This is a genomic window from Streptomyces sp. NPDC101191, from assembly GCF_044767915.1.
In the GTDB taxonomy this organism is placed as follows: domain Bacteria; phylum Actinomycetota; class Actinomycetes; order Streptomycetales; family Streptomycetaceae; genus Streptomyces.
Genome location: NZ_JBIWOU010000005.1, coordinates 575,385 through 597,619, shown reverse-complemented (window position 1 = coordinate 597,619; position 22,235 = coordinate 575,385). Strand labels below are relative to the sequence as shown.

The following is a 22,235-nucleotide window of genomic DNA, read 5'->3' as shown; positions in this document are numbered from 1 at the left end:
GGAACAGGTCGCGGGGCACTGCCCCCCGCCCACTACCCTGGAGTGGTGACCATTCGCCTGTACGACACCAGCGCCCGGCAGATCCGTGACTTCACCCCGATCCAGCCGGGCTGTGTCTCGATCTACCTCTGTGGCGCGACCGTGCAGGCCGCCCCGCACATCGGGCACATCCGCTCCGGCCTGAACTTCGACATCATGCGCCGCTGGTTCGAATACCGCGGCTACGACGTCACGTTCATCCGCAACGTCACCGACATCGACGACAAGATCATCAAGAAGGGCGCCGAACAGGGCCGCCCCTGGTGGTCCATCGGCTACGAGAACGAGCGCGCCTTCAACGACGGCTACCAGGCCCTCGGTTGCCTGCCGCCCAGCTACGAGCCGCGCGCCACCGGTCACGTCACCGAGATGGTCGAGATGATGCGCGGCCTCATCGAGCGCGGCCACGCCTACGAGGCGGACGGCAGCGTCTACTTCGACGTGCGTTCCTTCCCGGGCTACCTGGAGCTGTCCAACCAGGACATCGACGACCTGCGCCAGCCCACCGAAGAGGGCATTACCGGCAAGCGGGACCCCCGCGACTTCGCCATGTGGAAGGCGACCAAGCCGGGCGAGCCCGACTGGGAGACCCCGTGGGGCCGCGGCCGCCCCGGCTGGCACCTGGAGTGCTCGGCGATGGCGCACAAGTACCTGGGCTCCGCCTTCGACATCCACGGCGGCGGCCTCGACCTGATCTTCCCGCACCACGAGAACGAGATCGCCCAGGCCAAGGCCTTCGGCGACGAGTTCGCCCACTACTGGGTGCACAACGCCTGGGTCACCATGAGCGGCGAGAAGATGTCGAAGTCGCTCGGCAACTCGGTGCTCGTCTCCGAGATGGTGAAGAACTGGCGCCCCATCGTGCTGCGTTACTACCTGGGCACCCCGCACTACCGCTCGATGATCGAGTACAGCGAGGAGTCCCTGCGCGAGGCCGAGGCGGCGTTCGCCCGCATCGAGGGCTTCGTGCAGCGCGCCACCGAGAAGGCCGGAGCGCCCGTCGCCCCCGCCGCCGAGGTGCCGCCGGCCTTCGCCGAGGCCATGGACGACGACCTGGGCGTGCCGCACGCGCTGGCGATCATCCACACCACCGTCCGCCAGGGCAACAGCGCCCTGGCCGCCGACGACAAGGACGAGGCGATCGCCCGCCTCGCCGAAGTACGCGCCATGCTCGGCGTCCTCGGTCTCGACCCCCTCGACCCGCACTGGGCCGAGGAGACGGACCGCGGCGAAGAGCTCCACGGCGTCGTCGACACCCTCGTCCGGCTCGTGCTCCAGCAGCGCGAGTCCGCCCGCGAGCGCAAGGACTGGGCGACCGCGGACGCCATCCGCGACCAGCTGAACCGGTCGGGCCTCGCCATCGAGGACAGCCCCGACGGCCCCCGCTGGACGCTGGGCAACCGCTAGAGAACTGATGAGTGTGCCGTCCGGGCCTCCGGGCGGCACACTTCACTTACGGACTTCGTACGCAGCAGGCAGAGGAAACAGGTAGTAGTCATGGCCGGGAACAGCCAGCGCAGGGGACGACGTACGTCCAACAAGAAGGGCGCGACGGTCGGCAGCGGTGGCCAGCGGCGCAAGGGCCTCGAAGGCAAGGGCCCCACGCCCAAGGCCGAGAACCGCAAGGGCCACAAGGCCTTCCGCGTCTCCAACGCGATGGCCCGCAACGCGGCCAAGCGCAAGCCCGTCGCCCGCCGCGGCGGCAAGGGCCAGTCGGAGATGGTCGTCGGCCGCAACCCGGTCTTCGAGGCACTGCGCGACGGGGTGCCCGCCACCACGCTCTACGTCCAGCAGTTCATCGACAACGACGAGCGCGTGCGCGAGGCCCTCAACCTCGCCACCGGCCGCGGCAACATCAACATCATGGAGGCGCCGCGCCCCGAGCTCGACCGGATGACCAACGGGCTCAACCACCAGGGCCTCGTCCTCCAGGTCCCGCCGTACGAGTACGCGCACCCCGAGGACCTCGCCGAGGCCGCCTACGACGACCACGAGGACCCGCTGATCGTGGCCCTCGACGGCGTCACCGACCCGCGCAACCTCGGCGCCGTCGTCCGCTCCGTCTCCGCCTTCGGCGGCCACGGCGTGGTCGTGCCCGAGCGCCGCGCGGCCGGCATGACCGCCGGCGCCTGGAAGACCTCGGCCGGCACCGCCGCCCGGACCCCGGTGGCCCGCGCCACCAACCTCACCCGCTGCCTGGAGCAGTACCAGAAGGCCGGCCTCACGGTCGTCGGCCTGTCCGCGGACGGCGACACCGAGGTGCACGAGCTGGAGGCGCTCTCCGGCCCCGTCGTCATCGTCGTCGGCTCCGAGGGCAAAGGTCTGTCCCGCCTGGTCGGCGAGACCTGCGACTTCCTCGTCCGCATCCCGATGCCGGGCGGCGCCGAGTCGCTGAACGCCGGTGTCGCGGCCGGCGTCGTCCTGTACGAGGCGGCCCGCCGCCGGATGGCCTGACCCGCCTCCCTCGTACGGGCTGACCCGTACGAGGGACGCACCCCGGCCGTGATCTTGACGGGCCTCGGACATTTGGAGCCCGTCAAGGCAGTGTCCTAACCGCACATCACTCGGTTAGATGAGTGTGGACACCAGAACGCCCCGGCCGGGGTTCGACGATCAGCCCGCGCTGAGCATGGTCAAAGTGGCCTCCGATCCCGCCCAGGTGATCGTGAACCACGCCAGCTTCCGTGTGCGGCTCGCGCCGGCCCAGCAGCCGAAGTTCGCCGCGAACCCGCGGATCGCCGCGCTCGCCGGAGCCGCTGTCGGAGCGGGTGCGGCCGGCGCCGGCACCGCCCGCCGCAGGCCCGTCGTATGGACCGGGAAGTCCTCGCCCGGCGCCACCGGCCTCCTCCAGGCCGTCCGCGAGTCCTCCGCCCCCGGCGGCGTCTCCACCCTGGAGCCGACCACCCAGGCCATCCCGCGCATCGACACCACGATGCCCACCCCTGCGGTGCCCGCCGGGCCGCCCGCCCCCCTGCTCCCGCCGATGCGGAAGGCCGAAGGGGCGTACGACGAGCTCTACGCACTCGAACCCGACCCGCACGCCCCGGACACCGACCCGCACCCCCACGGCTCGCCCCGGCACGGCGCGGCCTGGACCTCCGCCGCCACCGCGGCCGGCGTCCGCCACGCCTACTACCCCGGCCGCCGCATGAACCTCGGGGTCGTCCTGCTGCCCCTACGGGTCTTCCTCGGCTTCATCTCCATCTACGCGGGCATGGGCAAGCTCTGCGACCCCGTCTACTTCGACGGCGGCGAGCGCGGCTCCATGGTGAAGTGGCTGCACTCCCTCCACCCGTGGGCACTGGCCGAGCCCCTCCGCGACTTCGCCCTCCAGCACCCGGTGGGCGCCGGCCTCACCGTCGCCTTCCTCCAGGTCGTCGTCGGCGTCCTCACCGTCCTCGGCCTGTGGCAGCGGGTCGCGGCCGTGGTCGGCGCGCTGCTCTCCGCCGCCCTGATCCTCACCGTGAGCTGGAAGACCGTCCCCGTCTACGACGCACCCGACATCATCTTCCTCGCCGCCTGGTCGCCGCTGATCATCGCCGGCGCCCCCGTCTACTCGATCGACGGCCGGCTCGCCGGCGAGGCCTGGCGCACCCTCGGCCCCCGCTCGGAACTGTGGGAACTGCGCCGCCGCGTGCTGCGCCGCAGCACGGTCGTCGCCGCGGTGGTCGTCGGACTCACCCTGCTCGTCGGCTCCATCCTCGGCGGCGCCGTGCGCTCCACGGAGATGGTCACCGTGCCCGGACCGAACGACGACCCGATCAACCACCTGCCGGGCGAACCGCTCCCCAAGGAGCCGGGCGCGACCAGCCCCTCCCGCAAGGCCCCGAAGAGCCCGAAGCCCTCGGCGACGACCGGGGCGAGCGGTGAGCGCGAGAAGGACGAGGAGGCCTCGCCGACCGAGTCGGCGAAGGAGACCCGGCGCAGCGAGCGCCGCAGCCCGTCCGCGACGCAGGGCACCCGCAGCCCGAGCCGGTCGCACACGTCCTCGCCGTCCTCGTCCAGCAGCAGCTCCGGCTCGGGCGGCTCGAGCGACTCCGGCGGTACGAGCGGCACGCCGAGCAGCGGCGGCAGCAGCGGCGGCTCGTCGGACGGCGGCTCGACGTCGGGCGGCGCGCGCAACCCGATCGGCGGCCTGCTGGGCTGACCGGACCGGGAGTCGGCGGAAGGGCCCCGGGTGTCGTCGGACACCCGGGGCCCTTCGTTCCTTCAGCACGTCCGCCGCCCCGTCGCCGTCGCCGGCTCCGCCGCGGCCCCGACCGCCGCCGCGCTGATCCCGATCCGAGGCCGGCACGGCACGGCCAGGACCTCCCGCGCGTACGCCGAAGGGGCGGCACCACGTCGATCGTGGCGCCGCCCCTTCTGTGTACGCGGGATCCGCGAGCCCCCTTCAGGCGTGGGAGGCGAGCTCCTTCGCCGCCTCGGTCAGGTCCTTCGCGGTGTCGATGGCCCGCCAGTACGCCCCCTGCGGCAGCGGGAAGCCCGCCAGGCTCCGCTCCCGGGCCAGCCGCGGGAAGGTCGTGCGCTCGTGGTCGCCGCGGTCAGGCAGCAGCTCCGTGAAGGCGGGCGAGAAGACGTACACGCCCGCGTTGATGAGGTACGGGGACGGCGGCGCCTCGATGAAGTCGGTGATGTGCCCGAAGGCGTCGGTCTCCACGGCGCCCCACGGGATCCGGGGCCGGGCCAGGGCCAGCGTGGCCGTCGCGTCCCGCTCGGCATGGAACTCCGCCATCTCGCGCAGCGAGAAGCGCGTCCAGATGTCGCCGTTCGTCGCGTACCAGGGCTGCCCGGGCTCGGGCAGGTGCGCGGCGGCGTACTTGAGGCCGCCGCCACGGCCGAGCGGCTCGGACTCGACGACCGTGGTGACCTTCAGCGGCAGATCGGCCCCGTCCAGCCACTCCTGGAGCACGTCGGCGAGGTGACCGCAGGAGACCACGGCGTCCGTGACCCCCTCGGCGGCGAGCCAGGACAGCTGATGGCCGATGATCGGGGTCCCGGTGCCCGGGATCTCGACCATCGGCTTGGGGCGGTCGTCGGTGTACGGGCGCAGCCGCGAGCCCTGGCCGCCCGCCAGGATCACGGCCTGCGTCGGGGAGGTGTGCATACCGGGAACGATATGCGGTGTACGGCAGGCCTACCGGGTGCGGCTCAGCTGGCGTGCAGGACGCCGTACGCGAACGACGTGTCGCAGACCGGGCGGGAGAAGGACTGGGCGCGGGTCGGACCGAAGCGGTCGACGGCGGCGGCGCCGAGGGCGCGCGCGATCGACATGCAGTGCCGGGCGAGCGACGGCCGGTTCTCCACCTCGCGCTGGAGGTGGGTCAGGGCGACGCCGGGGTCCTTCTCCTGCAGCTCTGCGAGGAGCTGGTCGCGGAGAACGTCCTGCGGGGCACGGGACTTGGCGCGGGTGGAGACGTCCGTGGACGACGCGGTCAGCATCTGGGTCCCGGAGCCCTGGCCGGCCCACGGAACGGCGGACACCGCGAGCGTTCCGGAGAGCACCAGGACGACGGGCAGGACGAGGGCGAGGGAGCGGCCGATTCGGCGGGCAGTGTGCGTCACGCAGGCGAGCGTAGCGGCCGGTAGTGAAACGGCGACATTTAGTCACTCTCGCGGGGGATGGTTCGAGGCGACTTTTCGAATCCTGTGTTGACGCGGGTGGGCGGCCGCGGGGGTGAATGCCCAGTTCTGCCGGGGTTTTCGCCGACTCGGCGATTCATGCCCGCCCGTACGCGAACGGCCCCGCCCCCGCAAGCGGGACCGGGACCGTTCGGCACGGCTGCCGACGCCGGGGCGCCGGGGTGCCAGGACGTCGGACGTCAGTGCGTCCGGACGTCAGGGCGTTCAGTCGGAGAGGCGCTCGCCCGTGGAGGTCGAGAAGACGTGCAGCTCGGCCGAGCGCGGCACGACGTGCAGCGTGGAGCCCTTGGCCGGGACCTCGCGGCCGCCCACGCGGACCACGACGTCCTTGTCCTCGCCGCCGACGCGGGTGGAGCCGTACACGAAGCCGTCGGAGCCGAGCTCCTCGACCACGTTCACGGTCACGGCCAGGCCGTCCTTGCTCGTCGGGCCGGAGACGTCGAAGTGCTCGGGACGGACGCCGACCGTCACGGTGGTGTCGCCCTTGTCGGCCGCGGCGGCGATGGCCTCGCGGGAGACCGGCACGATGCTCTCGCCGAACTTCACGCCGCCGTCGGTGATCGGGACCTCGATCAGGTTCATGGCCGGGGAGCCGATGAAGCCGGCGACGAAGAGGTTGGCGGGACGGTCGTACATGGTGCGCGGCGTGTCGACCTGCTGCAGCAGACCGTCCTTGAGGACCGCGACCCGGTCGCCCATGGTGAGGGCCTCGGTCTGGTCGTGCGTCACGTACACGGTGGTGATGCCGAGCCGGCGCTGCAGGCTCGCGATCTGCGTACGCGTCGAGACACGGAGCTTGGCGTCCAGGTTCGACAGCGGCTCGTCCATGAGGAAGACCTGCGGCTCGCGCACGATGGCGCGGCCCATGGCGACACGCTGGCGCTGACCGCCGGAGAGCGCCTTCGGCTTGCGGTCCAGGTACTCGGTGAGGTCCAGGATCTTCGCGGCCTCTTCGACCTTGGCGCGGATCTCGCTCTTGTTGACGCCGGCGATCTTGAGCGCGAAGCCCATGTTGTCGGCGACGGTCATGTGCGGGTAGAGCGCGTAGTTCTGGAACACCATCGCGATGTCCCGGTCCTTCGGCGGCAGGTGCGTGACGTCGCGGTCGCCGATGCGGATGGCGCCGGAGGTGACGTCCTCCAGGCCGGCCAGCATGCGCAGCGAGGTCGACTTGCCACAGCCGGAGGGGCCGACGAGAACGAGGAACTCGCCGTCGGCGATCTCGATCTCCAGCTCGTTGACGGAGGGCTTTTCGGCGCCGGGGTAGACCAGGGTCGCCTTGTCGTAGGTGACGGAAGCCATGGTGATGTGTCCCTTCACCGGCAGGAACGTGCCGGACGATCCGAGTAAAGGAAGGATGTGGTGTAGTCCACCTGGGTGAACTTCCGGTGACGGTACCTGGCGATGTCGGATCTGTCAGCAGTCCGGGGAGCGTGAGATTTCCGACCGTCGGCGCGCGGGCGTTCGTTACACTGCTTTCGCTGCCGCCTTAGCTCAGTTGGCTAGAGCGCTTGACTTGTAATCTTGAGGTCGTCGGTTCGATTCCGACAGGCGGCTCGTCGATCAGGTGTCCCGGACCCAGCAGGGTCCGGGACACTTGTGCGTTACGGGGCGTGTGCGAGGGGTGTTTCCGGGGAGGGGTGCGGCGGATGAGCCGGCGTTCCAGTGGGTTGATCGGGACCTGGGCCGAGGCGCAGCGGGTGGCGCAGCGCGAGCGGGAGGGTCAGCAGCAGGCGGTGCTGCGGCAGCAGCGCGAGGCGGAGCGGGCGCAGCGGGCGCACGAGCGGGATGTGGCGCGGATGCACCGGGAGCAGCGGGCGGAGTACCGGCGGCACCGGGAGGCGGATGCGCTGCGGCGGACGCGGGAGCTGGACGAGCGGGTGGCGGTCTTGGAGGGGCTGCTGGTGGCGGGGTGCCGGGCTCGGGCGTTGTCGGTGGAGGGGTTGCGGCAGCCGGAGGAGGTGGCGCCGTTCGCGCCGGGTCCGCTGGCGGAGCCGGTGGCGATGCCGGATCGCCGTTTCTACCAGGATGGGGCACGGTTCGAGCGCGACTGGTACGCGGCGCAGGCGGCGGAGGCGCGGAGGGTCGAGCAGCTGTCGGCCTACCGGCGGCAGTACGACGAGTGGGCGGCGGGCCGGCTCGCGGAGATCCGTGCGCACAACAGCGGGATCGCGGGGGCGGAGACGGCGTTGCGCTCCGGTGAGCCGGACACGGTGGTGGAGTACTTCTCGGCGGTGCTGTTCGCGTCGACGGCGTGGCCCGAGGGGTTTCCGCGGCAGGTGTCGGCGGCGTACGACCGGGGTTCCCGGGGGTTGGCGCTGGAGTGGGACCTGCCGGCGTACGACGTGGTGCCGGCGGCGAAGGGGGTCAAGTACCTGCCGAGCACGGACCAGGAGCGGGAGGTGCCGCGGCCGGTGTCGCAGCGGCGGGCGCTCTACCGGGAGGTGCTGGCGCAGAGTGTGTTGCTTGCGCTGCGGGAGTTGTTCGCCGCGGACCGCTTCGGGGTGCTGGACCGGGTGACGCTGAACGGCTTCGTCGGCGGGGTGGATCCGGCGACGGGGGTGGTGGGCCGGGTCTGTGTGGCGTCGGTGGCGGTGGAGCGGCGGGCTTTCGGGGCGTTGAACCTGGAGTTGGTCAGTCCGTTGGAGTGTCTGACGGGGGCGTTGTCGGGGCGGCTTTCGGCGAGGCCTGATGAGCGGGTGGCCGTGCAGCCGTTGTTGTTGCCGGAGCAGGTGGGGTCGGGCGTGGTGTCGCAGGGGGACGGTGCGGAGCCGGACCTGTTGGCGATGGACCCGATCGCCTTCGAGGGTCTGGTGGCGGAGCTGTTCCGGGCGCGCGGGCTGCAGGCGGTGACGACGCGGCGTTCCAACGACGGCGGCGTCGATGTCGAGGCGCTGGATCCGGATCCGATCAGGGGTGGGTCGATCATCGTGCAGGTGAAGCGTTACCGGAACACGGTGCCGCCGAGTGCGGTGCGGGATCTGTTCGGGACGGTGCAGGGGGCGGGGGCCAACAAGGGGGTGCTGGTCACGACGTCGGGTTTCGGTCCGGGCTCGTACGCCTTCGCGAACGGTAAGCCGCTGACGCTGATCTCGGGGCCGGAGCTGGTGGAGCTGTTGCACCAGCACGGGCTGCGGGGGCGGCTCGGGGCGGGGGAGCCGACGCCGACGCTGGTGGAGCCTGTGCGGGCGCCGGCCGAGGCGGACGAGGGCTTCAACCTGCTCGGCATGGTGTGGACGGGCTCGGTGGCGCTCGACGTGTGTGCGCTGGTGTGTGCGGGGAGCCGGGTGCTCGCGGACGAGTGGTTCGTCTTCTTCAACAACGCGGCGACACCCGACGGTTCGGTGGCGATGGTGACGGCTCCGGCGGGGGACAAGGCGGCGGTGCGGGTCGGCTTCGATGCCTTGCCGGCGCACGCGGACCGGCTGGTGCTGGTGGCGGCGGTGGATCCGGAGGTGAACCCGGACGCCGATCTGGCGGGGTTCGCCGACGCGGGGATCGTGTTGCGGGACGACGCGGGGGCGGAGCTGGACCGGCTGGAGGTGTCGGACGGGCGGCCGGGGGAGACGGCGCTGGTGCTCGGTTCGTTCCGGCGGCGGGCGAGCGGGGACTGGGATTTCGTGCTGGGCGGGAAGGGCTATCGGGGCGGGCTCGCGGAGCTGGTGGGGGACTTCGGGATCGAGGTGGAGTAGGCGGTCAGGGGGCGGGGGTTCTCGCCCCCTGACGTGTGGTGGGCGGCGCCCGTGCGGTGGGACGGGTTCGTCGGGTGGCGGGGGTCAGCGGCCGCTGAGGCGGTTGGCGAGGACGGCGATGCGGTCGGTGGCGGCGGTGCGGGCGGCGGCTTCGCGGTGGTCGGCGCCGCGGAAGGCGGCGTACATGGTCTGGACGCCGAGCCAGCGCAGGGGCTCCGGCTCCCACTTGCGGACCCGGTGGTTGACCCAGGGCAGGGTGGTCAGGTCGGTCGGGCCGGATTGGCCGGAGTCCTGCTGGATGAGGTCGCGCAGGGTGCGGGCGGCGAGGTTGGCGGTGGCGACGCCGGAGCCGACGTAGCCGCCGGCCCAGCCGAGGCCGGTGGAGCGGTCGAGGGTGACGGTGGCGCACCAGTCGCGCGGGACGCCGAGGACGCCGGACCAGGCGTGGGCGATGCCGAGGCCGGCGAGTTGGGGGAAGAAGCGGACGAGGATGTCGCGGAGGGCCTGGACGGTCTGGGGCTGGGTGCGGCCGTCGTTGTCGGTGCGGGAGCCGTAGCGGTAGGGGACGCCGCGGCCGCCGAGGGCGATGCGGCCGTCGGCGGTGCGCTGGGCGTACATGTAGGCGTGGGCCATGTCGCCGAGGGTCTCCAGGCCGTTCCAGCCGATGGATTCCCATTGGGCGTCGGTGAGCGGTTCGGTGGCGATCATCGAGGAGTTCATGGGGAGCCAGGTGCGGCGTTGTCCGGCGAGGGAGGCGGTGAAGCCTTCGGTGCAGCGCAGGACGTACGGGGCGCGGACGGTGCCGTAGGGGGTGACGGCGTGCTTGGGCCTGATCTCCGTGACGGGGGTGGACTCGTGGATGGTGACGCCGAGTGCTTCGACGGCGTCGGCGAGGCCCTTGACGAGTTTGACGGGGTGGAGGCGGGCGCCGTGGGGGGTCCAGGTGGAGCCGACGGCGCCGGTGACGCGGAGGCGTTCGGCGGTCTCGCGCGCGCTGTAGAGCCGGCGGTCCTTCTCGCCGAAGGCGATCTCGACCGCGTGGAAGGCCTTGAGGCGGGCGAGTTGGGCGGGGGAGGTGGCGATCTCGAGGACGCCGCCGCGGTGGATGTCGGCGTCGATGCCTTCGGCGGCGCAGACGTCGATGACTTCGGTGACGGTGTCGTTCATGGCGTGCTGGAGGCGTGCGGCGGCTTCGTGGCCGTGCTGCTCGGCGTAGCGGTCGCGGCCGGCGATGCCGTTGTAGAGCCAGCCGCCGTTGCGGCCGGAGGCGCCGTAGCCGCAGAAGGAGGCCTCGAGGACGGTGATGTCGAGGAAGGGGACGGCCTTCTTGAGGTAGTAGGCGGTCCACAGGCCGGTGTAGCCGCCGCCGACGATGCAGACGTCGGCGGTGGTGTCGCCAGGCAGCGGTTCGCGGGGGGCGGGGGCGCCCTCCTGCGCGTACCAGAACGAGATGCCGCCGTTGATCGTGCTCATTGTCTATCCCTCTTCCGGGTGCGTGCGCGGGAGGTTACCGGGGGCGTCGGTTCCGTGGATACGGGTCCTTCGGCGTGGGTTCGGCGTGGGTTCGGCGTGGGCGGGGCGGCCGGCTTCGGAGGCACGGATCTCGCGGGGGGCGGGGACCGGGTGTCCCTCGCGCGGAACCCGCTGGCGAGGCACCTGTCGGGGGGTGCACCCTGGCCGCATGATCCGTATCGCCACGCCGGCCGACGTCCCGGTGATCCATCAGCTCATCCGCGATCTGGCGGAGTACGAGAAGGCCCTGGACGAGGTCCGGGCGACTCCCGAGCAGCTCCACGAGGCCCTTTTCGGCCCCCGGCCCGCCGCGTACGCGCACATCGCCGAGACGGACTCCGGGGAGGTCGCCGGCTTCGCGTTGTGGTTCCTCAACTTCTCGACCTGGCGCGGTGTCCACGGCATCTACCTGGAGGACCTGTACGTCCGCCCGGAGATGCGCGGCGGCGGCCACGGGAAGGCCCTCCTCACCGAACTGGCCCGTCTGTGCGTGGCGCGTGGTTACGAGCGCCTGGAGTGGTCGGTCCTGAACTGGAACCAGCCGTCCATCGACTTCTACGAGTCGCTGGGCGCGCGCCCGCAGGACGAGTGGACGGTGTACCGGCTGACGGACGAGGCGTTGAAGGGGCTCGGCTCGTAGGGCGTGCGTGTCCGGCGTCGCGCGGTGCCGCGCTCAGCGTCGCGATGCGCCGTGGCACTGGCCGCCAAGGCAGTGTGGACACAGGAAGACGACCCCCGCGTCCCCTTTCGCGGGGGTCGTCTTCCTGTGTCCGCGGCGTCCTGTAGGAAAGGGGCATGGACAATGACATTCAGCAGCGTTTCGAGCGGATCACCGCTTTCGTCGAGGCACGGCTCACGCCGCTCTTCGATCCCGGGAACGGGAGCGACCACGGGTTCGGGATGGACGACACCTCGCGGGCGCTGCGGGCGTTGCGGTACACGGTGCAGGCGGCTTCGGCGGTGAACGGGCTGGTGGAGAAGCGGGAGTCGGCGCCCGAGCTGCGGCAGGTGGTGGACCAGGCGCTGGAGCACAACTGGGACGTGCTGCGCTCCATCGCCCGGATGTGGGAGGACCACCCCGACTTCCTGAAGGAGTTCAAGGGGCACTCCTGGGACGTGCTGGGGGTCTGACGGGCCGCTGCCGCCGCCGTCGCCACCCGGGTTGCCGGGCGGCGGGCGTTCGTCGACGACGGTCTCGTTCGGGCGCCCGGCAGTCCCGTTCGGGCGGGCCCGCGGTTCCGTTCCGGCGGGCCGACGACGGTTCCGTTCGGGCGGGCCCGGGGTTCCCGTTCGGGCGGGCCCGGGGGCCGGGGTTGCGACGTCCCGGAGCCCGGCCGGCCCGGCTACGGGATCAGGACCACCTTGCCCATCGTGCCCCGGGTCTCCAGGGCGCGGTGGGCCTTTGCCGCCTCGGCGAGCGGGAAGCGGTGGACGGCCGGGCGGAGGGTGCCGGCGGAGGCCGCCGCGAGGGCGGCGAGTTCGAGGTTGCGGACGTCGCCGCCGGCCTTCCGGATCATGACCGGGCCGAGGACGTTCTTGGACGTGATGCCCCGCTCCCTGAGTTCCTCCTCGGTGAACGTGAGCGGTTCGCCGTCGTGCGGGCCGGCGCCCGACCAGCCGAAGACGATGTGCCGGCCGCCCTTGCCGAGCAGGTCGACGGCCGCCCGGCCCGTCGTCCCGCCCACCGAGTCGTAGACCACGGTCGCCGCGCGGTCCCCCAGGTAGGCGCGGACCTGCTCCGGCCAGGTCGGCTCCGTGTAGTCGACCGCGATGTCCGCGCCGTTCTCCCGTACCCGTGCGACCTTCTCCGGGCCGCCCGCCAGGCCGATGACCGTGGCTCCCGCGTTCTTCGCGTACTGCACGAGGAGCGTGCCGATGCCGCCCGCGGCGGCCGGGACGACGGCGATCGCGTCGGGGCCGAGGTCGGTGAACTGCAGGATGCCGAGGGTGGTGCGGCCGGTGCCGATCATGGCGACGGCCTCCGCATCGCCGAGGTGTCCGGGGAGTGCGTGGAGGCGTGCGGCGTCGGCGACGGCCAGTTCGGCGTAGCCGCCGGGCGCCATGCCCAGGTGGGCGACGACCCGCTTGCCGAGCCAGGACGGGGCCGTGCCCTCGCCCAGCGCGTCCACCGTGCCCGCGACCTCGCGCCCGGGGACGGTGGGGAGCTCGGCGGGGGCGGGGAACGGGCCGGTCATGCCCTCGCGCAGGGCCGTGTCCAGCAGGTGCACGCCGGCCGCCGCCACCTTGATGCGGACCTGGCCGGGTCCCGGGGCCGGGTCCTCGATCTCCTCGTACGTCAGGTTCTCGGCCGGGCCGAAGGCGTGGAGGCGGATGGCACGCATGGTCTGCTCCCTGTGCGTCGGGCGTCGGATCGCTCCGTGACGTCCCACAGCCTCTGACCTCAAGCTTGCTTGAGGTCAAGGGGTGCCAGGTGACGGATCTCGGCGCGCATCGCGAGCGACACGGCCTCCACCGCGCTCGTGAACGACACCTCCGCCAGCACCCCCGGGGCCGCCACCTGGTCGCCGGCCAGGTAGACGCCGTCGCCCCGGTCGATCGCCGGCCGGTCGCGCCAGGTCGTGCCGGGGCGGTCGACCGCGCCCGTACGCCCCTGGGAGACGGCCTCGCGCCGCCACACCGTCCGCTCGCGCCAGCCCGCGAAGCCCAGATCGAGCAGCCGCTCCGCGTGCGCGACGCCGTCCGCCTTCGCGGCGCCCGGCCCGATCGGCATCTGCATCTGGAGCAGCTGCTCGCCGGCCGGGGCGAGGCTCGGGTCCTGGGTGGTGAAGCGCTCGATCCAGCCGGGTGCGTCCAGGTCCGAGATCGCGAACGGGTCGCCCTTCCGGGTCCGCAGTGCCAGGTCGAGGAGGACGGTGCGGCCCGACTCCCAGGTCAGGCCGGGGTCGCCCAGCAGGCGTGCGGCCGCCGGCAGGGCCGTCGCCACGATGACGGGGCCGCCGCCGACCGGCAGGGTGTCGACGCGTGACGAGGTCTCCAGGCGGACGCCCAGCTCCCAGGCGCGGGCCGCCATCCGGTCGATCAGCCGGCCCCAGCCGCCCTTGACGAAGTGCGCCTCCGCCGGGACGGACGCGGCACGGTGCAGCCGCTCCTGCACGAAGCGGGCGGAGAGTGCGCCCGGGTCGTGGTGGTAGAGGGCCACCCCGCTGTAGGCGGCCGCCGCCTCGGCCGCCTCGCGGCCGACCAGCCCGGTCGCCCAGGTGCGGAAGTCGACGTCCACGGGGGCCTGCTCCGCCTTGCGGAAGGACTGGCGCAGCAGCCCGAGGGGCGGGAGGCGGCGCAGGGTGCCCCGGTGGTGGAAGCGGAGCCTGGCGGCCTCCAGGGCGGGCAGCGGTGCGAGCTCGCCGAGCAGGCCGCGCTGCTTGAGCCAGGTCCAGTGCGGGCCGCCGTCGTAGATCGCGTGCGGGCCCTCGTTGGTGAGGTAGGGGCCCTCGGCCGTACGGGCCCGGCCGCCGAGGGTGTGGTGCGACTCGTACAGGGTCACCTGCGCCCCGGACTCGGCGGCGGTGACGGCCGCCGTGACTCCCGCGAAGCCGCCGCCGACGATCGTGATCTTCCGCATCTCTCTGGCTCCCTCGTGTCCTTCGTGTCCCTGCTGTGCCCGTCGTGTGGTGGCGGGCGTCGGGGTTCACGGAGGGGACGGACGGGGCGGGCGCGTTCGTGACATAGGCGGCAGGGTGTGTGTCAGTGGCGTGCGTCACCATGGCCGCATGAGGAAGAAGACGGTTCCGAAAGTGCGCCGGCCCGAGGTGCGGCTGCCCGACCTGGAGCGGTACGACGGGGGGCTGGAGCCCGACGGGGACTACGACTCGCTCCTGCTCGACGGGCTCGACCTGGCCGGGCAGAACGGCGCCGGGGCGCGGTTCCTGGACTGTGCCGTGCGGGACTGCGGGCTCGACGAGGCGCGGCTGACGGCGGCGCGCTTCCTCGACTCCGTACTGGAGGGGGTGCGGGGCGTGGGGACGGACCTCGCCGGGGCGCAGCTGCGGGACGTCGAGGTGGTGGACGCGCGGCTCGGCGGGGTGCAGCTGCACGGGGCCGTCCTGGAGCGGGTGTGGGTGCGGGGCGGGAAGATCGACTACCTGAATCTGCGCGAGGCCCGGCTGAAGGACGTCGTCTTCGAGGGGTGCGTGCTCGGCGAGCCGGACTTCGGCGGCGCGGTCCTGGAGCGGGTGGAGTTCCGGGACTGTGTGCTGGCGGGCGTCGACTTCCAGCGTGCGCGACTGAAGGACGTCGATCTGCGCACGGTCCAGCGCATCGACATCGCGCGCGGTGCGGACGCCCTGGCCGGCGCCGTGATCTCCACGACGCAGCTGCTCGACCTGGCGCCGGTGTTCGCGGCGCAGCTGGGGGTGCGGGTGGAGGACGCCTAGCGGATCTTCCCGGGAGCGGGAGCGGGAGCGGGAGCGGCGCGTCCAGCTGGTGCGGCGCGTCCCGCGGGTGCGGCGCGTCCGGTGGGTGCGGCGTGTCCCGCGGAGGCAGGTGTGTCCGCCGGACGCGGGCGCCGGAGGGGCGTCGGGGGCGGTCAGGAGACGCGGGGGAAGCGGGCCTGCAGGTCCCAGACCACCGGGTTGTCCGCCAGGCCCTCGTGCATGTCGGTCAGGTCGGCGATCAGGTCGTGCAGGAAGTCGCGGGCCTCGCGGCGCAGTTCGGCGTGGTTGAAGGTGAGCGGCGGCTGGTCGCCGGGCATCCAGTCGGCCTCGACCTCCACCCAGCCGAAGCGGCGCTCGAAGATCATGACGTCGGAGGACTCGGTGAAGTCGAGTTCCGCGTACTGGGGCTGTGCGGCACGGCTGCCGCGGGGGTCGCGGTCGATCCGCTCGACGATGTCGCACAGCGCCCACGCGAAGTCGAGCACCGGCACCCATCCCCAGGCTGTGGACACCTCCTCGTCCTTGTCGGTGTCCGCGAGGTACACGTCACCGCAGAAGAGGTCGTGGCGCAGCGCCTGGACGTCCGCGTGGCGGTAGTCGGTCTGCGGGGGGTCGGGGAAGCGGCGGGAGAGCGAGTAGCCGATGTCGAGCACGGATCGATGGTCCCATGCCGGGTCGGGGCCGCCGCCCGCCCCTCAGCGCCCGTGGACCGCCCGTGCCAGCCGCGGCCCCAGCCAGCGCTTCAGCCGGCGCAGCGGCTCGATGCCGTTGGCCGCGCGGTCGAGGCGGTAGTAGAGCTGCGGCGGGATGTACGGGAGGAGGGGCGAGTGGCGCTGGCCGAGCAGGGCGAACATCCGCTCCGGCTCCAGGCGCATGTAGCGGGGGAGGTTCTCGTACCACCGGGCGCTGTGGCGGGCGGCGCTCTGGGCCGGGACGAGTTCGGCGCGGCGGCGCGCGCCGTACGCGGCGAGGGCCGCGTCCAGCCGGTCGCCCGCGGGCGCGGAGCGCAGCGCGGCCGCGAGGACGAGGGCGTCCTCCAGAGCCAGGGTGGTGCCCGCGCCGATCGAGTAGTGGGTGGTGTGGGCCGCGTCACCGAGCAGCACCAGGCGGCCGTGGTGCCAGGTCCGGTTGGTCAGGGTGCGGAAGGTGAGCCACTGGGCGCTGCCGTCGGCGTGCTCGCGGCCGATCAGCGGTTCGCCGTCGAGGAGGTCGGAGAACAGCTTCTCCAGCAGGCGCAGGCTGTCGGCCTCGTTCATGCGGTCCAGCCCGAGGCCGGTCCAGGTGTCCGGGCCGCACTCCACCACGCAGGTCGACTGTTCGCCGCTGAAGCCGTACGCGTAGCACCAGATCCAGCCGTGCTCGGTCTCCTTGAAGGCGAAGCTGAAGGAGTCGAAGACCTTCGTCGTGCCCAGCCAGATGTACGGGTTGCGGCCGCCGGCGAGCACGGGGCCGAAGCGGTCCGCGTGCGCCTCGCGCAGCGCGCTGTTCACCCCGTCGGCGGCCACGACGAGGTCGGCGCCGGCGAGTTCGGGCGCGTCCGGGCCGTCGACGGCGTGCTCGTGGACGACCTGGACGCCGAGTTCCCGGGCGCGGTCGGCGAGCAGGTTGAGCATCCGGCGGCGTCCGATGCCGAAGCCGGCGTCGCCCCGGTGGACGGTCCGCTGGTCGCGGACGATCGCCACGCCGTCGGTCCACGTGACGGAGGCGGCGGCGATGGCCTCGGCGGACTCCGGGTCGCCCGCGCGCAGTTTGTCGAGCAGCCCGGCCCAGTAGGTGACGCCCCAGCCGTAGGTGGAGCCGGCCGGGTTCCGCTCGTACACGGTGATGTCGTGGGCGGGGTCCTGGCGCTTCATCAGGATCGAGAAGTACAGGCCGCCCGGCCCGCCGCCGACGATGGTGATCTTCACGCGTGCTCCCACGAGGACCTGACACTGTGCGCCTGAACGGCAACGCACAGTAGCAGCCCTACGGCAGCAGTCGCTGCTCCTTCGCCACGGCCACGGCGCCGGCGCGCGTGTCGACGCCGAGCTTCGCGTAGATCCGGCCGAGGTGGGTCTTGACCGTGGCCTCGCTGATGAACAGGGCGCGGGCGATCTCGCGGTTGCCGAGGCCGTGCGCGAGCTGCCCGAGGATGTCGCGCTCGCGGTCGGTGAGGCTCGGCGCCGCCGCGCCCCGCATCCGGTCCATGACGCGGCTGGCGACCGGCGCCGACAGCGTCGTGCGGCCCTGGGCGGCGGAGTGGATCGCGGCGAACAGTTCCTCGGGCCGTTCGGCCTTCAGGAGGTAGCCGGTGGCCCCCGCCTCGATGGCCCGGGTGATGTCCGCGTCCGTGTCGTAGGTGGTGAGGACGAGGACGTGGACGCCGGTCGGCGCGATCCGGCGGGTGGCCTCGACGCCGTCGATGCCCGTGCCGAGCTGGAGGTCCATCAGGACCACGTCCGGTCGCAGGTGGGAGGCCATCGCGACGGCCTCCTCACCGCTGCCCGCCTCGCCGACGACCTCGATGTCGGGGGCGCTGCCGAGCAGGGCGAGCAGGCCGGCGCGGACGACGGCGTGGTCGTCGCAGAGCAGGATGCGGACGGGCTCGCGGGCCGGCGCGTTCACGGGCGTACCTCCAGCGGGATCGCGGCCGAGAGCACGGTGCCCTCGCCGGGGGCGGACTCGATCGTCAGGGTGCCGCCCAGCTGCCGGGCGCGCACCTGCATCGCGGGCAGTCCGTGGCCCCGTACCCCGGTGTCGGCGGGACGGTCCGCGGGGTCGAAGCCGCGTCCGTCGTCGGCGACGTCGAGGACCACCTGGTCGTCGAGGTAGGTCAGGGTGAGGGCGGCCGAGGTGGCCCCGGCGTGCTCGCGGACGTTGGCGAGGGCGCCCTGAGCGATCCGCAGCAGCGCCGACTGCACCCGGTCGGGCAGCGGCACGGCCGTCCCGTCGACCCGGAAGGCGGCCGACTCGCGGGTGGCGAGCCCGCGCAGTGCCTGCTCCAGGCCGCCGCCCTCGGCGAGGTCGGCGGGGGCCAGGTCGTGGACGAAGCGGCGGGCCTCGGCGAGGTTCCGCTCGGCGATCGACTCGGCCGTGCGCACGTGACGGCGGGCGGTCGACGGGTCGGCGTCCCAGGTGCGGTCGGCGGCCTGCAGCAGCATCTGCTGGCTGGACAGGCCCTGGGCCAGGGTGTCGTGGATCTCCATGGACAGGCGCTGCCGCTCGGCGAGGGTGCCCTCGCGGCGCTCGGTCGCGGCCAGCTCCCGGCGGGTGCGGATGAGGTCCTCGATGAGCGCCCGCTGCCGGTCTGCCTGCCGTTCGGCGTGGACGAAGACGGCGGTGGCGATGGCGGCGACGGCCGGCGGGGCGATGACCAGGTTCGGGTCGAAGCCGCCGTGCGAGAGCTGCACCTGGGCGGTGACGACGAAGACGGTGAGCAGGGCGACGAGACCGAGCGCGGCGCGCGGCGGGAGGGTGCGCAGGCCGGTGTAGAAGAGCGGCACCGCGCACCAGGCGAAGCTCGGCGCGAGCACCACGAGGACCATCCACACGGCGACGACCGTGCAGAGCCAGGCGATCCGGCGGGGTGTGGCGCGGGTGCCGAGGACCGGCCCGAGGAGGTAGAGGGAGGCGAGCGCGCCGGACAGCGCGACGATCCAGGGACTGCGGTCCTCCCAGGGGTGGCGCAGCAGGAAGCGGGCGAGGGAGGCGCCGAGGAGGAGGAAGAAGGCGACGTGCATGACCCGCGCGAGCCAGCGTGCGTCCGGGTCACGGTCCATCGTCCACCTGCTTCGTGGTGCGTCGTCGTACGGCGTCATGCGTCCTGGCCCCCGGCCGTCGTGCCGCGGGCGGGCCACGTGCACGTCCGGCGTGCCGCGTGCCCGTCCGACGTGCCCGTCCGGAGTGCCACGTGCACGTCCGGTCGTTGCCCGTCCGACCTGGGGATACGTATCCATCCTGGCCCAGGGGGACCACGCGGGCATCAACCGATCGGCTGACGTCCCCGTCCTCCATGATGCGTGGCGAGGGCAGCCGGAACGTGGACCGCCGGGCCCCTGTTCCGGGCCGAGGATCGATGGCAGAGCGAACGGAACAGCCTCCCTTCCTCCCTCACCTCAGGAGCCCGCCATGAAGAAGAAGTTCCTCCTCGGCACCACCGCCGCCGTCGTCCTCGCCGCCGGCACGTTCGGCGCCGTGTCCGCGAACGCCTCCGCCCCGCAGGCCGCGCCGGCCGCGGTCGTCGCCAAGAAGGCCGACGCGGACCACGACAACCTGCGTCAGACCACGCACCTGACGATCGAGGCCGCGACGAAGGCCGCGCAGGTCACCCTGAAGGCCGCCGAGAAGGAGAACCAGCGGGTCTCCGTCGCCGTCGTCGACCGCAACGGCAACACCCTCGTCACCCTGCGCGGCGACGGTGCCGGCCCGCAGTCCTACGAGTCGGCCGTGAAGAAGGCGTACACCGCGGTGTCCTGGAACGCCCCGACGTCCGTCCTCGCCGGCCGCCTCGCCCAGGCGCCGAACCTGAAGGACATCCCCGGCACCCTCTTCCTGGCCGGTGGCGCCCCGGTGACCGCCGACGGCGGCCCCATCGCCGGCATCGGCGTGGCGGGCGCCCCCTCCGGCGACCTCGACGAGAAGTTCGCGCAGGCCGGCGTGGCGTCCCTCGACGACTGATCACGCGGCCCCACCCACGTCAGCGGCGCCCGGTTCCCCCACCGGGCGCCGCTGATCCGTGCCCGGCCGCGGGCGGACGCCCGCATACGCCCGTACGGCGGGCGCACGCCCGGATGCGCATGCCTGTTTAGGATCGGTTCGTGAACACACGCAGCCGAATCCGCGCCGGAGCCGCGGCCGTCGCCTTGGCCCTGCTCGCCGCCGGCTGCACCGGCTCGGGCAGCGGGGGCGGGGTGCGGGGCACCCCGGGCGCCGCCGGGCTGCGCGACCCGTTGTTCCCCAAGCTCGGCAACGGCGGCTACGACGTGAGCCACTACGCGCTCACCCTCTCCTACGACCCCGCCACCGGCCGGCTCGACGGCCGCGCCGAGATCACCGCGAAGGCCACCCAGGACCTCAGCGCCTTCAACCTGGACCTGGCCGGCCTCACCGTCCGCGGCGCCACCGTCGACGGGGCGCCCGCCGCGGTCAACCGGGCGGGCGACGAGCTGACCCTGCGCCCGCATGACGAGATCGAGGACGGGGCCGAGTTCCGCACGACCGTCAGTTACGGCGGGCTGCCGAAGACCATCACCGACTCGGACGGCTCCGAGGAGGGCTGGCTGAAGACCGCCGACGGCGCCCTGGCGCTCGGTGAACCGACCGGCTCGATGGCCTGGTTCCCCGGCAACCACCACCCGTCCGACAAGGCCGCCTACGACATCACGATCACCGTCCCGTCCGGGGTGAAGGCCCTCTCCAACGGCGTCCTGACCGCGGAGAAGCAGGCGCCCGGCGGGCGCACCACGTCCGTCTGGCACGTCGCCGAGCCGATGGCGAGCTATCTCGCGATGCTCGCGATCGGGCGCTACGACACGAGTTCCACGACGTCCACGGCCGGCGCGGGCGGCACGATCCCCGTCCTCACCGCCGCCGACCCGGAGGTCGCCGCGGAGACGGCCGCGCTGCGCGCCCGGATCCCGGAGATCCTGGACTGGCAGAAGGAGAACTTCGGCCCTTACCCCTTCGCCGCGTCCGGGGCGGTCGTCGAACGCGACGACGACGTCGGCTACGCCCTGGAGACCCAGACCCGCCCGGTCTTCCCCGCCTCCTCCTTCGACACCCACACCCTCGTCCACGAACTGGCCCACCAGTGGTACGGCGACTCCGTCTCGCCCGCGAGCTGGAAGGACATCTGGCTGAACGAGGGCTTCGCGACGTACGGGGAATGGCTCTACGCCGAGGACTTCGAGCACACCCCGGCGCAGAAGAACTTCGAGAAGGCCTTCGCGAACGACGCGGCATGGGCGTTCCCGCCCGCGGCGCCCCGTACCCCGGAGGACCTGTTCGCCGCGCCGGTGTACCAGCGGGGCGCGATGGTGCTGCACCGGATCCGCCAGGAGGTCGGCGACGACACCTTCTTCGAGATCCTGGAGGGCTGGCCCACGAAGCACCGCCACGCCAACGTCACCACCGAGGACTTCACGACCTACGTGGAGTCGGTGACGGGCCGGGACCTGAGCGGGCTGTGGGACGTGTGGCTGTACGGCGACGGGAAGCCGGACAAGCCGACGGACTAGGCGTCTCCTCCGGATCCGGACCTGGCGGACCGGATCGGACGGACCGGATCGGACGGACCGGACCGGACCGGATCGGACGGACCGGACCGGATGGACCGGATGGACCGGATCGGACGGACCGGACCGGATGGACCGGATCGGATGGACCGGATCGGACGGACCGGACCGGATCAGGAACCGGTGCCCGCGGTCCGGGTCACGACAGGCTCTTGCGCAGGACGACGCAGGGGCGGCCGTGCGCCAGGTCGGGGCGGCGGTCCGTCTCCTCGTAGCCGAGGGACGTCCAGAAGGCGAGGGCGCGGGGGTTGTTCTCCAGGACGGCGAGGCGCAGGCCGGTACGCCCCTGGGAGCGGAAGCCCTCCTCGACGTACGCGGCGAGCCGGCGGCCGAAGCCCTGGCGGTGCGCGTCGGCGTGGACCATCAACAGGCCGATCCAGGGATCGGGTTCGGCCGGGTCGGGGTGGCGGGCGAGGGTGACGGCGATCGCGACCAGACGCCCTTCGGAGCGGGCGAGCAGCACCTCGGCGGTGGGCTGGGCGAGTTCGTCGGCGAGCGCGGCGGCGACCTGCTCGGGCCGGATGCGGCCGGGGTCCGGGAAGTCGCCGCTGAGTTCCTGGAAGTCCTCGTTCGAGGCGTACAGCCCGGTGAGTTCGGTGAGCAGCGGGCCCGGGAGGTCGTAGGGGTCCTTGGCGGTCAGCGGTTCGACGATCACCGGGCAAGCGTAGAGCCCCGGCGCTCGGGCGCCG

20 protein-coding genes and 1 tRNA gene are annotated in these 22,235 nt (G+C 72.8%); 10 read left to right on the top strand and 11 right to left on the bottom strand.

Annotation, left to right across the window (positions count from 1 at the left end):
* The first annotated feature begins 45 nt into the window (after window positions 1-45).
* From cysS to ACIRQF_RS22555, 3 genes are all read left to right on the top strand, one after another.
* Window positions 46-1,446, top strand: coding sequence for a cysteine--tRNA ligase (cysS, locus tag ACIRQF_RS22565; protein ID WP_376632778.1), 1,401 nt, complete (start codon window positions 46-48; stop codon window positions 1,444-1,446).
* Window positions 1,447-1,536: 90 nt separating this feature from the next.
* On the top strand, window positions 1,537-2,493 hold the full coding sequence (gene rlmB / locus ACIRQF_RS22560; RefSeq protein ID WP_376632780.1) for a 23S rRNA (guanosine(2251)-2'-O)-methyltransferase RlmB: 957 nt from the start codon (window positions 1,537-1,539) through the stop codon (window positions 2,491-2,493).
* A gap of 118 nt (window positions 2,494-2,611) precedes the next feature.
* Window positions 2,612-4,186: a DoxX family membrane protein gene (locus tag ACIRQF_RS22555; RefSeq protein WP_404094410.1), complete on the top strand. Its 1,575-nt coding sequence runs from the start codon at window positions 2,612-2,614 to the stop codon at window positions 4,184-4,186.
* A 243-nt stretch (window positions 4,187-4,429) separates the two neighbouring features.
* Here ACIRQF_RS22555 and ACIRQF_RS22550 read toward each other — a convergent pair whose 3' ends face one another.
* The 3 genes from ACIRQF_RS22550 to ACIRQF_RS22540 all read right to left on the bottom strand — a co-directional run bounded on the left by ACIRQF_RS22550 (window position 4,430) and on the right by ACIRQF_RS22540 (window position 6,981).
* Window positions 4,430-5,143 carry an NDP-sugar synthase gene (locus tag ACIRQF_RS22550; protein ID WP_389751111.1) on the bottom strand — a complete coding sequence of 238 codons (714 nt, stop codon included), beginning with the start codon at window positions 5,141-5,143 and terminating at the stop codon, window positions 4,430-4,432.
* 44 nt (window positions 5,144-5,187) lie between these two features.
* Entirely contained in the window at window positions 5,188-5,601 is a 414-nt protein-coding gene (locus ACIRQF_RS22545) for a hypothetical protein (protein ID WP_382479364.1), read from the bottom strand.
* 282 nt (window positions 5,602-5,883) lie between these two features.
* Window positions 5,884-6,981: an ABC transporter ATP-binding protein gene (locus ACIRQF_RS22540; protein WP_376632788.1), complete on the bottom strand. Its 1,098-nt coding sequence runs from the start codon at window positions 6,979-6,981 to the stop codon at window positions 5,884-5,886.
* A 181-nt stretch (window positions 6,982-7,162) separates the two neighbouring features.
* Between ACIRQF_RS22540 and ACIRQF_RS22535 the strand changes: the two genes are divergently transcribed.
* Window positions 7,163-7,236: transfer RNA gene (locus tag ACIRQF_RS22535), tRNA-Thr, on the top strand.
* A 92-nt stretch (window positions 7,237-7,328) separates the two neighbouring features.
* Window positions 7,329-9,371 carry a restriction endonuclease gene (locus ACIRQF_RS22530; protein ID WP_404094405.1) on the top strand — a complete coding sequence of 681 codons (2,043 nt, stop codon included), beginning with the start codon at window positions 7,329-7,331 and terminating at the stop codon, window positions 9,369-9,371.
* 84 nt (window positions 9,372-9,455) lie between these two features.
* On the opposite strand, the gene ACIRQF_RS22525 is transcribed toward ACIRQF_RS22530, so the two are convergent.
* Complete coding sequence (locus ACIRQF_RS22525) at window positions 9,456-10,844, bottom strand: NAD(P)/FAD-dependent oxidoreductase (RefSeq protein WP_404094403.1); 1,389 nt, start codon at window positions 10,842-10,844, stop codon at window positions 9,456-9,458.
* Between the two features lie 208 nt (window positions 10,845-11,052).
* On the opposite strand from ACIRQF_RS22525, the gene ACIRQF_RS22520 reads away from it, so the two are divergent.
* Both ACIRQF_RS22520 and ACIRQF_RS22515 read left to right on the top strand, forming a co-directional pair.
* Window positions 11,053-11,523, top strand: a complete 471-nt coding sequence (locus ACIRQF_RS22520; protein WP_404094400.1) for a GNAT family N-acetyltransferase — start codon at window positions 11,053-11,055, stop codon at window positions 11,521-11,523.
* Between the two features lie 155 nt (window positions 11,524-11,678).
* The gene (locus ACIRQF_RS22515; RefSeq protein ID WP_376632793.1) at window positions 11,679-12,014 is read left to right on the top strand and encodes a hypothetical protein; all 336 of its coding nucleotides are present in this window, start codon (window positions 11,679-11,681) and stop codon (window positions 12,012-12,014) included.
* Between the two features lie 212 nt (window positions 12,015-12,226).
* Here ACIRQF_RS22515 and ACIRQF_RS22510 read toward each other — a convergent pair whose 3' ends face one another.
* Both ACIRQF_RS22510 and ACIRQF_RS22505 read right to left on the bottom strand, forming a co-directional pair.
* A complete protein-coding gene (locus ACIRQF_RS22510) occupies window positions 12,227-13,225 on the bottom strand; it encodes a zinc-binding dehydrogenase (RefSeq protein WP_404094397.1) in 999 nt (332 codons plus the stop codon).
* Between the two features lie 59 nt (window positions 13,226-13,284).
* A complete protein-coding gene (locus tag ACIRQF_RS22505; RefSeq protein ID WP_404094394.1) occupies window positions 13,285-14,463 on the bottom strand; it encodes an NAD(P)-binding protein in 1,179 nt (392 codons plus the stop codon).
* A gap of 148 nt (window positions 14,464-14,611) precedes the next feature.
* Between ACIRQF_RS22505 and ACIRQF_RS22500 the strand changes: the two genes are divergently transcribed.
* On the top strand, window positions 14,612-15,274 hold the full coding sequence (locus tag ACIRQF_RS22500; RefSeq protein WP_376632799.1) for a pentapeptide repeat-containing protein: 663 nt from the start codon (window positions 14,612-14,614) through the stop codon (window positions 15,272-15,274).
* Window positions 15,275-15,426: 152 nt separating this feature from the next.
* Here ACIRQF_RS22500 and ACIRQF_RS22495 read toward each other — a convergent pair whose 3' ends face one another.
* Genes ACIRQF_RS22495 through ACIRQF_RS22480 form a run of 4 tightly spaced genes read right to left on the bottom strand, consistent with a single transcriptional unit; the run spans window position 15,427 to window position 19,071 of the window.
* Entirely contained in the window at window positions 15,427-15,927 is a 501-nt protein-coding gene (locus tag ACIRQF_RS22495; RefSeq protein WP_376632800.1) for a hypothetical protein, read from the bottom strand.
* 42 nt (window positions 15,928-15,969) lie between these two features.
* On the bottom strand, window positions 15,970-17,181 hold the full coding sequence (locus tag ACIRQF_RS22490) for an FAD-dependent monooxygenase (protein ID WP_404094390.1): 1,212 nt from the start codon (window positions 17,179-17,181) through the stop codon (window positions 15,970-15,972).
* A gap of 58 nt (window positions 17,182-17,239) precedes the next feature.
* Window positions 17,240-17,878 carry a response regulator gene (locus ACIRQF_RS22485; protein WP_376632804.1) on the bottom strand — a complete coding sequence of 213 codons (639 nt, stop codon included), beginning with the start codon at window positions 17,876-17,878 and terminating at the stop codon, window positions 17,240-17,242.
* Window positions 17,875-19,071: a sensor histidine kinase gene (locus tag ACIRQF_RS22480; RefSeq protein ID WP_389751119.1), complete on the bottom strand. Its 1,197-nt coding sequence runs from the start codon at window positions 19,069-19,071 to the stop codon at window positions 17,875-17,877. Before ACIRQF_RS22480 ends, ACIRQF_RS22485 begins: the two co-directional genes overlap by 4 nt.
* A 310-nt stretch (window positions 19,072-19,381) precedes the next feature.
* Here ACIRQF_RS22480 and ACIRQF_RS22475 point away from each other — a divergent pair, with 310 nt between their 5' ends.
* Complete coding sequence (locus ACIRQF_RS22475) at window positions 19,382-19,930, top strand: heme-binding protein (RefSeq protein WP_376632808.1); 549 nt, start codon at window positions 19,382-19,384, stop codon at window positions 19,928-19,930.
* A 140-nt stretch (window positions 19,931-20,070) separates the two neighbouring features.
* Complete coding sequence (locus tag ACIRQF_RS22470) at window positions 20,071-21,489, top strand: M1 family metallopeptidase (RefSeq protein WP_404094385.1); 1,419 nt, start codon at window positions 20,071-20,073, stop codon at window positions 21,487-21,489.
* Window positions 21,490-21,685: 196 nt separating this feature from the next.
* Here ACIRQF_RS22470 and ACIRQF_RS22465 read toward each other — a convergent pair whose 3' ends face one another.
* Window positions 21,686-22,201 carry a GNAT family N-acetyltransferase gene (locus tag ACIRQF_RS22465; protein ID WP_404094382.1) on the bottom strand — a complete coding sequence of 172 codons (516 nt, stop codon included), beginning with the start codon at window positions 22,199-22,201 and terminating at the stop codon, window positions 21,686-21,688.
* Window positions 22,202-22,235 lie beyond the last annotated feature (34 nt).